The organism is Propioniciclava soli, from assembly GCF_038502305.1.
GTDB classification, from domain to species: domain Bacteria; phylum Actinomycetota; class Actinomycetes; order Propionibacteriales; family Propionibacteriaceae; genus Propioniciclava; species Propioniciclava soli.
This window is the reverse complement of sequence record NZ_CP115965.1, coordinates 1476857-1489187: the sequence shown is the minus strand read 5'-3', so window position 1 is coordinate 1489187 and position 12331 is coordinate 1476857. Positions and strand designations below refer to the sequence as shown.

The window sequence follows — 12331 nt, the reverse complement described above, 5'->3', positions numbered from 1 at the left end:
CCGACGCGACGACCCCCGCCGCGACGGAGGGCGAGGCCGCGGGTGCCGGCGAGGCTGCTGCCGAGGAGACCGCCGAGCCGGCGCCGGCCGGCGTCGCGGCGAGCGAGGCCACGCTCGTGCGCTCCGGCGACGACGCGACGCTCATCGCGACCTTCACCAACGAGGGGGACCAAGCGGTGACCCTGCGGGCCGTCGCCTGCCCGTGCGCGGGCATGGTGCAGCTCGGGACGCCTGCCGGTGACGAGCTGACGCCGCTCTCGACGGGCCTCGAGGTGCCGGCCGGCGGCAGCGCCGAGATCGGCAACGACCAGGTCGTGGTACGCCTGACCGGGGTCACCGAAGCGGTCACCGCCGGCCAGGAGGTAGCCCTGCAGGCCTACTTCGGCACCGAGGGCGTCGTGGAGTTCACCGCGGGCGTCGAGGTCGAGTAGCCGGTATTCGAACTTCTGTTCGACAAAGCCGCCCTGTCGTGCCACGCTGGGGCCATGAGCTCCCGGACCGATGCCGCGTTCGGGGCGCTGGCCGACCGCGTGGACGCGACCACCCCCTCCGCCCAGCCCCGGACGCCGTGGTGCTTCGTGGACGGCGTCCTGCCCGGGGTTATCGCGCAATGGACCAACCTGGGCGGCGAGTGGGAGGCCCTGGTGGCCTACGTCAAGGACGGCGAACTCCGTACCGCCACCCTCCCGGCCCGCCGACTGACGCCGCGCTGACTGAACCGCGCTGACCGACTCCGCACCGACTCCCCCGCCACCTCCCGGGCCAGTGGCTGGCCCTGATCGGTGTCGTACCGGTCGCTGTCATCGCATGGGCGTGGAGTGACGTGCACGGCCTGGTGGGCCCGAACGCCACAGCCCTCCGGCGGGCGGCAGTTGAAGTCTCAGCCTGCGCGTTCGTGGGCCGCCTGCGCTGCTTGCGTGACCTGCTCAATCGGCAGCGGTTCAGGCAACTTCTGTTGCGGCGACATCAACTGCAACGACGTGTACCAACCCGCCTCACATATCTGCACGTTCACGGCCAGCGGGTTCTCGTTCGAGGGGACAACCCGGTGCGTCACCTGGCTTCCGGCCGGCTCACCCCCCATCTCCGCAAGGGTCGAGAAGATGGAGCATGCATCAGTGCTGGACAGCGTCTCACCCGACGCGATGAGTTCCCTCACGCGCTCCAGCCGAGGCTTCATGGGCGCCAACTGCGGCGAGTCGATCGCCTGCTCGATGGTCTCCACCGCGTCCGGCAGTGCCTTCGCCCACTGGGAGGCATCCATGCTCAGGACCTGTACGACCAGACCATTCGACGCCGTCCACTGACAGTTCGGCATCCCCGCAGTCTGGCCAGATTCCGAGGTCGCAGGCGTACCAGACTCGCCGGTCAACCGCGCCACTTCTTCAGGCCCCAGCAGACCGCAAGGATCAGAGGGAGATGTGGCGCTGGCGTTCTGCGGAGGAGTTATGGCCGCAGACGGCGACTGAGGCGACGACGCCGCGGGCGAGCTCGCGGCCGGCGCCGGCGCGCTGGGAGGCGCAACAGGCGAGCTCGTCGCTGGTGAGGAGCAAGCCATCATCATCAGGAGACCGGCAGCAGGGACGACCGCCAAGAGCTTGTGACGCATAGTTCCTCCTCGGTTCGGGAGCCTACCGAAGACGTCGCTTCCGGTCGAGCCTTCGGCAAGCATGCGGCATGAGCAGTCATTCCATCTCCTGCTCTGATCTATTGGTACGCCTGTTCTAATCGTGTAGTATGGGTGCATGACGTGGGAGGCGCGCACAGATGGCGGCCCGGACCCGGTGGATGCGGGTCTGGATCGCCTGGCTGCCGCCGCGGCCGCCCAGCGCGAGGCCGAGGTCGAACAGGTCCGGGCCCTGCTCTGGTTGGCCGACCACTGGGAGATCGACGAGCCGGCGGCCCTGGGTGCCTGCGCCCGGGTGGAGGGCATCGAGCGCGCCCTGCCAGCCGGTGCCGACGGAACCGCCGTGGTCGGTGAGTTCCTCGCCCTCGAGGTCGGCCCCCTGCTCGGAATCCGGCCGGCGGACGCTGCCGCCCGGATCGCGGACGCGGTCAACCTCCGAGATCGCCACCCCGCCCTGTGGGAGGCCGTCCAGTCCGGCGCGATGCGGGTGCACCAGGCGCGTCGGATCACCACCGAGTGCGCCAACCTCGACCGCGCGGGAGCGCAGTGGGTGGATGAGCAGATGGCCGGAGCGGCCGCTGCGGGCCTACCGTGGCCCCGAGCCACCCGGCTTTTGAAGGGGCTGGTGGTCAAGGCCGATCCCGCGCAGGCCGCCCGCCGCGCCCAGCAGGAACGCCGCCACACGCACGTGTGGGTGGGCAAGCTGTCCGATGGTCACGTCAGCTTTGGTGGCCGCCTCCGCGCAGCCGACGGCCTGGCCCTCGACGAGGCTCTCGACATCATCGGCCGCGACATGCTCGAATCCACCACCCCGAGCGCCACGATGCCCACCACCGTGGAGCAGGCGCGTGCGGCCGCGGTCGGGGTCCTCGCGCGGATGTTCTTCGGCGAACCCGGAACCACACCCGACGCGCAACCGGCGTCGGCCCCGCAACGGAGGGCGACGCTGGTGGTGCACGTGGCCGCCGAGGCCCTCTCCGAGCCCGACGGCGTCGCCCGTATCGAGGGCTGGGGTCCGTCCCTGGTCACCCACCTGCCCGAGCTGTTCTCGGGAAGTCACCTGGCCATCCGGCCCGTGCTCGACCCGGCTGCCCTCGCGCCGGTCGACTCCTACGAGATCCCCGAGCGACTCCGCTTCGCGGCCACCCTGCGCAACCCCTACGACACGTTCCCCCACGCGAGTGCCCCCGCCCGGGCCTGCGACCTGGACCACACGGTTCCCCACCGTGCGGGCGGGCCGCCCGGTCAGACCAGCCTGGCCAACCTCGCCCCACTCGGCCGCACCCCCCATCGCGGCAAGACCCACGGCGGCTGGCACGTGGACGCCCTCGTCCCCGGCACGTATCTGTGGACCAGCCCCCACCACCGCCAGTACCTCGTCACGCGGTCCGGCACCCACCGGCTCCCGAACGCGGCCCCCGTCGCACCGCCGGCGCGGTCGCGCCCTCGCCTCGACCTCCGTTATCCGCCGCAGGCCGTGCGCCTGCACCTGCCAGGGCTCGGCCATGCCCCGCCCCCGCGCTGACCAGCAGGGCCCCAGCGCCCAGGAGCGGCTCGAGGCCGCGTTCTGGGGCCTGCTGGCGGAGCGCCCGTACGCGGATCTCACGGTCGCCGCGTTGTCGGCGCACGCCCGCGTCAACCACAACACCTTCTACTACTACTTCGCCAACATCGACGACATGGCCGAGCAGCTGTTCGAGCGCAACCTGCTCCCCGACCTCCCGCGGCGCGTGCTGGGGACGTTCAGCACACGCTCACCGGGGCAGGAGGACACGACGGACTGGCCGGTCGAGGTGTCCGCGGACGTGCGTGCCCACTTCGCGCGCGCCGTCCTGTTCGCACGCAGCGGTTCGGTCACCCTGACCGACATCCTGAAGCGGTCGCTCACGTCCCTGTGGCTCGAGGCCGCCGGCGTCGATGCGGCGCGGCTCTCCCCGGGGCAGCGCGACCAGCTGGAGTTCGTGTTCGGCGGTCTCGTCGCGGTGCTGGCGGTTCCCGGCGACGAGGTGACCCCGGACCGGCTGGCGGAGCTCATGGGCAGCCCCCTGGGGCACGGCCTGCTCACCTCCCTGAGGGCCATCGCCCAGGGCGCGTAACTGGAACAACTCGGCGGCGTCATCGGTTTTTCGCGTGCCTGGCAAGGCCTAGGTTCGAGAGCACCTCGACTTGTGAAGGAGTCCCACCATGAGCGCCCTGCCGTTCACCATGCCCCAGCCCCTGCCCTTCGACCAGCTCCTCTCCCTGGAAGGCCGCACGGCCATCGTCACGGGCGGCAGCCGCGGGATCGGTGAGGCGATCGTCCGGCGTCTCGCCGAGGCCGGCGCCACCGTGGTCTTCACGGCCCGTCACGCGGACGCGCTGCGCGCCGTGGAGGAGACGACCGCCGACCTGCCCGGCACCTGCGTCGGCGTGGTCGCCGACATCGGCAACCTTGACGACTCCCGCCAGCTGGTGGCCACCACTCGGGAGCGCTTCGGCGGGGTCGACATCCTGATCAACAACGCCGCGACGTTCCCTCCCGGCACCGCCCTGGAGGCCGATGAGGAACTGTGGGACCGGCTGCTCGACACCGACACCAAGGGCGCCTTCTTCCTGGCCCAGTACGCGGCGGCGGACATGGTGGAGCGCGGCCGGGGTGGCCGCATCATCAACCTGCTCTCCACGGCGTTCGTCAACGCGACGCCCATGTTCGCCGTGTACAGCATCGCGAAGGCCGGCCTGTGGGCCGCCACCCGCGTGCTCGCGCAAGAACTCGCACCCCACCGCATCACGGTCAATGCGCTGACGCCGGGGTCCACCATGACCCAGGAGCGGCTCGCGGCGTTCGCGTCCGGTGACCTGTCGAAGGTGTTGGGCAACGACCTCCCCGTCCACCTGCCGGAAGCAGCCGCCCAGGCGATCGAGAGTGGGCAGTTCGGCGCGCTGATCAAGCAGATGGTGCCGATGGGTCGGCCCGGTTTCCCTGACGACCTCGCTCGCGCCGCCCTGTTCCTGGCCTGCGACCTGGCCGAGTACATCACCGGCCAGAACATCGTGGTCGACGGCGGGCAGAGTGCCAGCGTCAAGACAGGCCCGTCCGCCGCCATGCCCACCACCCAGTCCGCACCCACCGCCGAGTCTGCACCCCCCACGGCGACACGCTCACCGGAACGGTGAGCGGACCCATGGGCGAGGTGCCCTTCACGGCCACGCGCCTCAGCTGACGAGCACCCCGGGCAAAACAAAGCCGGTGTCCACTGGACACCGGCTTGGCTCCCCCGACTGGACTCGAACCAGTAACCCTCTGATTAACAGTCAGATGCTCTGCCAATTGAGCTACAGGGGATCGCTCTGGCGCGTCGCAACACTAGCAAACCTCGTCTCAGAACGCATATTCGGCCCGCAACCGGGCCAGCTCCTGCTCGGCGAAAGCGAGGGTCTCGGCGTCCATGCGGACGCCGCGCGCCGGGTGGGCGGTCCACAGGATGCGGGCGTCCCCGTCGGCGAGGTTGCGCCGTGCCGTGATCGTGATGGCCTTGCCGGGGCGCGGGTGCACCACCTGGGAGAACAGGAACGTGGCCTCCACCCGCTCGCGGAACACCTCGGGCAGGCTGCCCGGCTCACCGAGCACGACCGCCTGCTGCTCACTGGTCGAGAGCCGCGTCCACCGCAACGCCTTGCCCTCATCGTCCCAACCCCCGTGCAGCACGTCGTGCCACGGCACGTCGTCCCAGCCGCCGTTCGTCCCGGGCACGCACAACCGGTCGGGCAGCGCCACCACCGCGCCCGTCTCCGCGCGGCCCCACGCGAGCACGCGGGGGCGGCCACCGACATGGTCGGCCAGGCGTTGGCGGGTGGCGGCGTCCAGGCGCTCGGGAAACAGCTTCACCGCACCATTGTGCCGTGCTCCACGCCACGCCCCCGCCAGCCGCCTCACGCCGCCCGGCGCAGCACGGCCAGCGCCGCCCGCTCGCGCCGCCGGACGGTGGCCTCGCTCACCCCCAGCAGCTGCGCCACCTCGGCGCACGACCCGGCCGCTTTCCGCCCGATCCCGTAGCGGTGCGCGATCAGCACGCGCTGGTCACGGTCCAGCGCCTGCAGCAACTCCTCGACCAGCGGCCCGCGCTCCTCGGCCGGCTCGCCGAGCGCGATCTCGTCCTCGTCCGTGAGCGGCCGGGTGGTCCGCCACCCCAGCAGCGCCCCGACGCGGGCCGCGTCCAGGCCGCTCTGCCGCGCGATGTCCTCCACTCCCGGCGTCCGCCCGGACGCCTCCAGCGCCGCCCTGCTCGTCTGCACCTGCCACCACGCCCGCGCTCGCTTGGCGGGCAGCCCGAGCGCCCCCAGCCGCGTGGCGGCCGCCTCCCCCACCCGCAACCGCATGCGCACCAGCGCGAAGGTCGCGAAGCAGCCCCGCGCCGGGTCGAAGCGCTCGATCGCCTCCAGCATGCCGAGGCACGCCTCCTGACGCAGTTCGTCGCGATCGGGCCCCGTCCGGTTCGCGACGGGATTCACCACCAGCCACACCAGGCCGCCGTGGGCGGCCACGAGCTCCGCACGGGCCGCGCACCCGTCGGCCACGAGCGCCCGGAGATCGGCCTCGGGCACAGGGTCGGCGGGGGTCATGCGCCCGGCGAGCACCGCACCGGCCACCACCCCTGCTTCGATGCGGCGGGCGAGCCGGGCCTCGTTCGGCCGGCGATCATCACGTCGAGTCTGCTGCGTCATGGGTTCAGCGTCGCCCCCGAACCTGCCCCGGGACAGTCGCCCTCACGCAGATGTGGACGCCCCTGGCCGCCAACACCGATCGGGGAGCACCGCTCACAAATCGGTGCCCCGGGGGGCCTCAGACCTCGCCCACCGCCGCGGCCTGCAGCGAGCGCCGCGTGGCCTCCAACTCGAGCAGGGCGGCGAACCCGCGGTTGTACTCGGCCTGCTGCTCCACCGGATTCGTGCGTTGCAGGCGGGACTTCAGCGTGTTGATCCGCCGCGTCACCGTCGCGAGCCGCAACCGCGAGGCGTACTCACGGGCGTACGCGGCCGTCGGCTCGCCGTACAGCGGCTCCACCGACAGGGCCACGACCAGCTGCTCACCCACCGCGTCGTCAATGCCCGCCACCACCGCCTGGGCGAACCCGGCGGCACGGCGGTCGCCGGCGGCCAGCACCCCGAACACCCGCGCGTAACTCGGGTGGGCGAAGTCGTCGGGCACCACGCCGAACCACGCGTCGTCGAACAACGCCGGTTGTTGGACGGCAAGCTTCAAGAATCCCCGCTCCGTCTCGAGCCGGCGGTCCCGCGGATCGGGCAGCTCCATCAGCGCCTGTTGCGTCGTCTCGGCCGGGGCGTCCGCGCCCCCCGGTGCCCCCGTCGCCCCCGGTGTCTCGGCCGCCCCGCGCACCCGCGCGGGCTCGTCCGGCACCTTCCGGGCGTTCGCGCGGGTCACCTCGGCGCGCACCTCGTCGGGGTTGAGCCCGACCCAGCCGGCCAGCTCCCGCAGGTAGCCGGACACCAGCGCGGCGTCCCGCACGCTCGCCACCAGCGGAGCAGCGGCGCGGACGGCGGCGAGCCGGCCGTCGGCCCGGTCGAGGTCGAACCGTTCGACGGTGTTGCGCATGACATAGCGATACAGCGGCACCCGTCGCGCCACGAGCTCGCGCACCGCCGGGTCGCCGGACTGGATGCGCAGGTCGCACGGATCCAGGCCGCTCGGCTCGATGGCGACGTAGGTCTGCGCGGTGAACGAGGCGTCCGAGCTGAACACCTTGAGGGCCGCCGCCTGGCCGGCCGCGTCGCCGTCGAAGGTGAACACCACCTCCCCGGAGTAGGCATCGGCGGTCATCAGCCGGTCGATCATGCGCGAGTGGTCCGCGCCGAACGCCGTGCCGCACGACGCCACCGCGGTGTCCACGCCGGCGATGTGGCAGGCCATCACGTCGGTGTAACCCTCGACCACGACCGCCTGGTTCTTCTTGCCGATGTGCGTGCGGGCCAGGTCGAGCCCGTAGAGCACGTGGCTCTTCTTGTAGACGAGCGTCTCGGGGGTGTTGAGGTACTTGGCCGGCATGCGGTCGTCGTCGAACAGCCGCCGCGCGCCGAAGCCCAGCGTCGAGCGCCCCGAGTCGCGGATCGGCCAGACGAGGCGTCCCTGGAAGAAGTCCCACCCGTTCTCGCGCACCAGCCCGGCCTTCACCAGGTCGTCGCGGGAGAACTTCTTGCCGAGCAGGTGTTCGCGCAATGCCGTCCCCGAGCGCGGCGCGAAACCGATGCCGAAATGGTCCGCGTGCTCGCGGGTGAACCCCCGGCCGTGCAGGAAGCGGCGCCCCTCGACGGCATCCGGGCTGGTCAGCTGGGCGGCGAAGAACTCGGCGGCGGCCGCATTGGCCTCCAGGACGCGCATGCGCAGGCCCGGCTCGTGCTTCGGGCCGCCGTCGCCCTCGGTGTAGCGAATCTGGACGCCGCAGCGGTCGGCCAAATACTCCACGGCGTCGGTGAACCCCATGTTGTTGATCTTCTGGACGAAGCCGATGACGTCGCCGCCCTCGCCACAGCCGAAGCAGTAGTAGAAACCCTTGGCGGGCGTCACCCGGAAGCTCGGCGTCTTCTCGTCGTGGAAGGGGCACAGGCCCGTCAGCGAGCCCCCGCCGGCCGGCCGCAGCGCCACGAACGCCGAGACCACCTCGTCGATCCGGGACCGTTCCCGGACCGTCTCGAGGTCCTCGGGATGGATCCGGCCAGCCATGAGCCGCAGTGTAGCCGCGCCGGCGGGCTACCCTGCAGGGCGTGACCGTCGATCTGGGCCCCGGCCTCGTCCTCGCCCTCGTGCTGCTGCTGGCCCTCGCGGTCGCCGCCTCCCTCGTCGGACGCCTCGGCATCGCGCGCGAGCAGGTCGTCGCGGCCGTCCGCGCGGTCGCGCAGCTGGCGGCAGTCTCGCTCGTGGTCGCGGCGGCCGTCCAGACCCTCGTGGGCGGCATTGCCTTCGCGGCGCTGATGTTCACCATCGCGGTGTGGACGACCACCGGACGCGTCGGCGTCCGCGACTGCTGGCCGTTCACCGCGCTGGCCCTGCTCGCCGGCGTCCTGCCCGTGCTCGGGCTCGTGCTCGTCTCGGGGGCCACCCCCGTCAACGGCACGACCGTCGTCGCCCTCGGCGGCATCGTCATCGGCAACATGATGACCGCCCACACCCTCACCGGACGCCGCCTCTTCGCCGAGCTCCGCGACCAGCGCGGCATCTACGAGGCCGGCCTGGCGCTCGGCCTGCAACGGCACGAGGCGATCGGCGAGGTCATCGATCCGGTCACCGCGGAGGGGCTGGTGCCGAATCTGGACCAGACCAAGACCGTCGGCCTGGTGACCCTCCCGGGCGCCTTCATCGGCGTCCTGCTCGGCGGCGGATCGCCCCTGCAGGCCGGTGCCGCCCAGGTGCTGGTGCTCGTCGCGATCATGGCCGGGCAGGCCTGCACCGTCACCACACTGACGTGGCTCATCGCCCGCGGCCGCGTCGTGCCGGCAGACCTGCGCTCCACCCTCCACCCCTGAGGTCCCCTCGCCGGACGGGGTTACAGTGACCCCATGGCGCCAGCGGTGGACGGTCGTCGCCGCGGCCCTGGCCACGGTGACCCTCAGCGGCTGCGCCTTGACCGGCACCGTCCACGTCGACGCGGAGCGGCTGGATGTGGACGTCACCTTCGCGCAGTTCCCCGGCCCCTCCTGCGTCGGCGGTCCTGAGGCGCTGGTGTTCGAGCGGGTCGGGTCCGAGCCCGGCACCGGCACGAGCACCTGCCGCCTCCACGGCACGATTGACCGGGCAGGCGCCGCCGAGGACGAGGCCCAATTCCTCAGCATCCTGGCGCCCGTCACCGAGCGCGCCCTGCTGTTCCTCATTCCCTCCACCTACATCGGCCTGCCGGGCAACGACAACCTGACCGCGATCGACCTCACCGTCACGTTCGCCGGGGACGTCGAGACGGTGAGCGCGGGGGGTACGGCGTCCGGCCCGGTGGCCCACATCACGGACGCCGCCGCCGTCCGCGCCCAGGGGGTCACGGTGGTCGCCGCCCGTCAGCCGCGCCTGCCGATCACGCTGATGGCGGGCGGGATCGGGCTGGCCGCCGGCCTGCTGATCGCGTGGGCGTCCCTGGTCGTCCATCGCCGGCGCGTCGCGCGTCCCGACCCCCCGGATGCCGACGGGGACCCGCTCGCGCCGCTGCCCGGTCCGGTCCAGGAGCGGCCGGTGGACGCACCGCCGCCCGAGGACCCCGACGTGTGGCGGCCCGGGCCGTGAGACGACCGGGGTTGGTCGCCGTCGCGGCCGGGGTCGCGGCCCTGACGCTTGGTGGCTGCGACGTCAGTGGCCGAATCGACGTGGAACCGGCCGGCGCGCGGGTGGACCTGACGATCTCCGGCGAGACCCTCGGCTGGTGCACCGACCAGGCCCTCGGTGAGCCCGAGCTGTTCGCCGAACTCAGCCCTGACCTCACGTCGTGCCACCTCACCGGCCTCGTCCCCGCCACCCAAGGCACGCTGAACCGAACCTACGGCTGGCTGTCGGTGGCCGACGACCTCGCCGTGCTCGCCGCGCCCACGCGGCGCGGCCCGGCCGTCAGCGAGTTGGAGGAGGTGACGAGCCTGGACGTCGCCGTCCACTTCCCCGGCACCGTGGTCGCCGCCGGCCCGGACATCATCGCCCGGGGCCGCTCCGCCCGGATCACCGACGTGGCCGTGGTGCGCGACCAGGGCGCCGTCGTGGTCGGCCGCATGACCCCGCCGGATCCGGCACCCTGGCTGTGGGGCATCGGTGGGCTGCTCCTGGGCCTGTCGCTCGCCTGGGGCGTCCTCCCCCTGCTCAGGTCACGCGTCTGATGCCCCGGGGCAGGCGAGCGGCGTCCCACCCCAGCAGCGCCACGGCGGTGTCGAAGGCGAACTGGTCAGTCATGCCGCCCACGTACGTGACGGCCGTGCGCACGGGGTCGGCCTCCGCGGCCGGGCGGTGGTCGGCCGGCAGGGCGTCCGGCCGCTCGGCGTAGAACTCGACCAGCGCCCGCAGCACACCGATGACGGCGTCGGATTGGGCCACCGACTCGGCGCGGGTGTAGATGCGCTCGTAGTTGAAGCGCCGCAGGGACGCGAGCGCCCCCGCCACGTCGGCGTCCATCCCCACCTCACCGGTGTGCGCGACCGTGGTGATGACCGAGCGGATGAACGTGGCCAGGTGCTCACGCCGGGTCCGGCCCGCGAGGGCGACGACGTCGGCCGGCAGCTCGGCGAGCGAGACGATGCCCGCGGCCACCGCGTCCTCCAGGTCGTGGGCGCAGTAGGCGATGCGATCGGCCCAACTCACGATCTCGCCCTCGACGGTGGCCGGCGCCGGCCGCGACCACGAGTGGTTCCGGATGCCGTCGAGCGTCTCGGCGCACAGGTTGAGCCCGGTCAGCACCACGTCGGCGCCCCACGGGCCGTGGTCGTACCCCTCGCCGAGGAAGGCGTCGAAGGCCTCCTCGGACGCGTGCCCACCCGGCCCGTGCCCGCAGTCGTGGCCGAGCGCGATGGCGTCCGCGAGCGCGACGTTGACGCCGACGCCGCGCGCGATCGACGTCGCGACCTGGGCGACCTCGAGCGCATGGGTAAGCCGGGTGCGCTCGTGGTCGTTGGGGTGGACCACCACCTGCGTCTTGCCGGCCAGCCGCCGGAACGCGGTCGAGTGGACGATGCGGTCCCGGTCGCGTTCGAAGCAGGTCCGCTCCACGTCCGGCTCCTCGGGCACCGCCCGGTTCCCAGCGCCGTCGCTGAACGTCGCCCCCGGTCGCAGCAGCAGCCGTTCGCGCTCCTCACGCGCCTCCCGACCGATCGGCGCCGCGAGGTCGACCGTCGCCGACGAGTCGCCGTGCGCCCGCACCACCCCGTGGCCCTCGTGGCCGCGCATCGTCGCCGCCCAGGCGCGCGTGCGCGGGTTCAACGCATCCGACATGCCCCCATCCTCCCGGACGCCTCCGCCGTCCTCCAAGCGGGCCGCCCTATGATGGGCGCGACGTCGGACCCACTGACCTGAGGAGCTCCCATGAGCAGCACCCCGCCGGCACCCGAGCCCCGCGACGGCGAGGCCCCGCAGTATCCCCAGCAGGAGTACGGGCAGCAGGGGTACGGCCAGCAGGGCTACCCCCAACAGGGCTACGACCAGCAGGGGTACCCCCAACAGGGCTACGGCCAGCAGGGGTACCCCCAGCAGGGCTACGGCCAGCAGGGCTACCCACAGCACGGCTACCCGCAGCAGTACGCCCAGCAGGGCTACGGCTACCCGCAGCAGGGCTACGCCCAGGGGGGCTGGCCCGAGGAGCCCGTACCGAGCACGCCGAGCCCGATGCTGGGCCGCATCGCGCTGGGGATCGTGGCGGCCATGACGGTGCTGATCGCCGTGGTCGGATGGCAGTTCGGCGCCGCCTTCGGCAACCTGATCCTCGACATCGGCGTGGATGCGGCATCCACCATGTCCCCCAACGACCCCGCCGTCGAGCAGTTCGCGGTCGACATGAGCGTCTGGACCCTGGCCGGCATGGTCGCGTCCTTCGGTGGTCTGGCCGGCTGGATCATGGCCATCGTCGCGTTCGTGCGCCGCTCGGCCCGCCCGTTGGCGCTGTTCGGCATCATCCTGGGCGTGCTCGCGCCGATTGTGGCGTTCATCCTCATGGTGCTCGGCATGATGCCGGCCATGTCGGCGGTCAGCTGACG

At 72.4% G+C, this 12331-nt stretch carries 14 protein-coding genes, 1 tRNA gene and 1 pseudogene; 9 read left to right on the top strand and 7 right to left on the bottom strand.

All coding sequences use genetic code 11. The annotated features are described in order from the left end of the window. Positions 1-116 precede the first annotated feature (116 nt). Both PCC79_RS06850 and PCC79_RS06845 read left to right on the top strand, forming a co-directional pair. A complete protein-coding gene (locus PCC79_RS06850; RefSeq protein ID WP_342373382.1) occupies positions 117-431 on the top strand; it encodes a copper chaperone PCu(A)C in 315 nt (104 codons plus the stop codon). Between the two features lie 54 nt (positions 432-485). After that, positions 486-713 (top strand): hypothetical protein, encoded by a 228-nt coding sequence (locus PCC79_RS06845; protein WP_232548180.1) that lies wholly within the window; start codon positions 486-488, stop codon positions 711-713. A gap of 167 nt (positions 714-880) precedes the next feature. Here the strand turns inward: PCC79_RS06845 and PCC79_RS06840 are convergent, their stop codons facing one another. Both PCC79_RS06840 and PCC79_RS17395 read right to left on the bottom strand, forming a co-directional pair. Then, positions 881-1264, bottom strand: a complete 384-nt coding sequence (locus PCC79_RS06840; RefSeq protein ID WP_342373381.1) for a hypothetical protein — start codon at positions 1262-1264, stop codon at positions 881-883. A 6-nt stretch (positions 1265-1270) separates the two neighbouring features. Then, a pseudogene (locus PCC79_RS17395) lies at positions 1271-1558 on the bottom strand (DUF3558 family protein); the annotation flags it as partial. A 187-nt stretch (positions 1559-1745) separates the two neighbouring features. Between PCC79_RS17395 and PCC79_RS06835 the strand changes: the two are divergent. From PCC79_RS06835 to PCC79_RS06825, 3 genes are all read left to right on the top strand, one after another. Beyond that, on the top strand, positions 1746-3152 hold the full coding sequence (locus tag PCC79_RS06835; protein WP_342373379.1) for a DUF222 domain-containing protein: 1407 nt from the start codon (positions 1746-1748) through the stop codon (positions 3150-3152). Continuing rightward, entirely contained in the window at positions 3133-3723 is a 591-nt protein-coding gene (locus tag PCC79_RS06830) for a TetR/AcrR family transcriptional regulator (protein WP_342373378.1), read from the top strand. Before PCC79_RS06835 ends, PCC79_RS06830 begins: the two co-directional genes overlap by 20 nt. Positions 3724-3811: 88 nt before the next feature. After that, the gene (locus PCC79_RS06825; RefSeq protein ID WP_342373377.1) at positions 3812-4783 is read left to right on the top strand and encodes an SDR family NAD(P)-dependent oxidoreductase; all 972 of its coding nucleotides are present in this window, start codon (positions 3812-3814) and stop codon (positions 4781-4783) included. A 93-nt stretch (positions 4784-4876) separates the two neighbouring features. On the opposite strand, the gene PCC79_RS06820 is transcribed toward PCC79_RS06825, so the two are convergent. The 4 genes from PCC79_RS06820 to dnaG all read right to left on the bottom strand — a co-directional run bounded on the left by PCC79_RS06820 (position 4877) and on the right by dnaG (position 8345). Further along, a tRNA-Asn gene (locus PCC79_RS06820) sits at positions 4877-4952 on the bottom strand. A gap of 36 nt (positions 4953-4988) precedes the next feature. Beyond that, a complete protein-coding gene (locus PCC79_RS06815) occupies positions 4989-5495 on the bottom strand; it encodes a hypothetical protein (RefSeq protein ID WP_232548185.1) in 507 nt (168 codons plus the stop codon). A gap of 44 nt (positions 5496-5539) precedes the next feature. After that, entirely contained in the window at positions 5540-6331 is a 792-nt protein-coding gene (locus PCC79_RS06810; protein ID WP_342373376.1) for a sigma-70 family RNA polymerase sigma factor, read from the bottom strand. A gap of 118 nt (positions 6332-6449) precedes the next feature. Continuing rightward, positions 6450-8345, bottom strand: a complete 1896-nt coding sequence (gene dnaG, locus PCC79_RS06805) for a DNA primase (RefSeq protein WP_342373375.1) — start codon at positions 8343-8345, stop codon at positions 6450-6452. A 41-nt stretch (positions 8346-8386) separates the two neighbouring features. Between dnaG and PCC79_RS06800 the strand changes: the two genes are divergently transcribed. Genes PCC79_RS06800 through PCC79_RS06790 form a run of 3 tightly spaced genes read left to right on the top strand, consistent with a single transcriptional unit; the run spans position 8387 to position 10468 of the window. Continuing rightward, positions 8387-9145 carry an ABC transporter permease gene (locus tag PCC79_RS06800; RefSeq protein ID WP_342373374.1) on the top strand — a complete coding sequence of 253 codons (759 nt, stop codon included), beginning with the start codon at positions 8387-8389 and terminating at the stop codon, positions 9143-9145. A gap of 25 nt (positions 9146-9170) precedes the next feature. Beyond that, complete coding sequence (locus PCC79_RS06795; protein WP_342373373.1) at positions 9171-9890, top strand: hypothetical protein; 720 nt, start codon at positions 9171-9173, stop codon at positions 9888-9890. A gap of 11 nt (positions 9891-9901) precedes the next feature. Further along, on the top strand, positions 9902-10468 hold the full coding sequence (locus tag PCC79_RS06790; RefSeq protein ID WP_342373372.1) for a hypothetical protein: 567 nt from the start codon (positions 9902-9904) through the stop codon (positions 10466-10468). Here PCC79_RS06790 and PCC79_RS06785 read toward each other — a convergent pair. Beyond that, positions 10452-11528: an HD domain-containing protein gene (locus PCC79_RS06785; RefSeq protein ID WP_425325670.1), complete on the bottom strand. Its 1077-nt coding sequence runs from the start codon at positions 11526-11528 to the stop codon at positions 10452-10454. The two genes, PCC79_RS06790 and PCC79_RS06785, sit on opposite strands and share 17 nt — an antisense overlap. Positions 11529-11663: 135 nt before the next feature. Here PCC79_RS06785 and PCC79_RS06780 point away from each other — a divergent pair, with 135 nt between their 5' ends. After that, positions 11664-12329, top strand: coding sequence for a hypothetical protein (locus tag PCC79_RS06780; protein WP_342373370.1), 666 nt, complete (start codon positions 11664-11666; stop codon positions 12327-12329). The last annotated feature ends 2 nt before the right edge of the window (positions 12330-12331 follow it).

What these genes read in the sequence shown, in the direction of transcription:
- PCC79_RS06845 (WP_232548180.1), top strand. Translation starts at nt 486, where the DNA reads ATGAGCTCCCGGACCGATGCCGCGTTCGGGGCGCTGGCCGACCGCGTG.
- PCC79_RS06840 (WP_342373381.1), bottom strand. Translation starts at nt 1,264, where the DNA reads ATGGATGCCTCCCAGTGGGCGAAGGCACTGCCGGACGCGGTGGAGACC.
- PCC79_RS06835 (WP_342373379.1), top strand. Translation starts at nt 1,746, where the DNA reads ATGACGTGGGAGGCGCGCACAGATGGCGGCCCGGACCCGGTGGATGCG.
- PCC79_RS06830 (WP_342373378.1), top strand. Translation starts at nt 3,133, where the DNA reads ATGCCCCGCCCCCGCGCTGACCAGCAGGGCCCCAGCGCCCAGGAGCGG.
- PCC79_RS06825 (WP_342373377.1), top strand. Translation starts at nt 3,812, where the DNA reads ATGAGCGCCCTGCCGTTCACCATGCCCCAGCCCCTGCCCTTCGACCAG.
- PCC79_RS06810 (WP_342373376.1), bottom strand. Translation starts at nt 6,331, where the DNA reads ATGACGCAGCAGACTCGACGTGATGATCGCCGGCCGAACGAGGCCCGG.
- dnaG (WP_342373375.1), bottom strand. Translation starts at nt 8,345, where the DNA reads ATGGCTGGCCGGATCCATCCCGAGGACCTCGAGACGGTCCGGGAACGG.
- PCC79_RS06785 (WP_425325670.1), bottom strand. Translation starts at nt 11,528, where the DNA reads ATGCGCGGCCACGAGGGCCACGGGGTGGTGCGGGCGCACGGCGACTCG.
- PCC79_RS06780 (WP_342373370.1), top strand. Translation starts at nt 11,664, where the DNA reads ATGAGCAGCACCCCGCCGGCACCCGAGCCCCGCGACGGCGAGGCCCCG.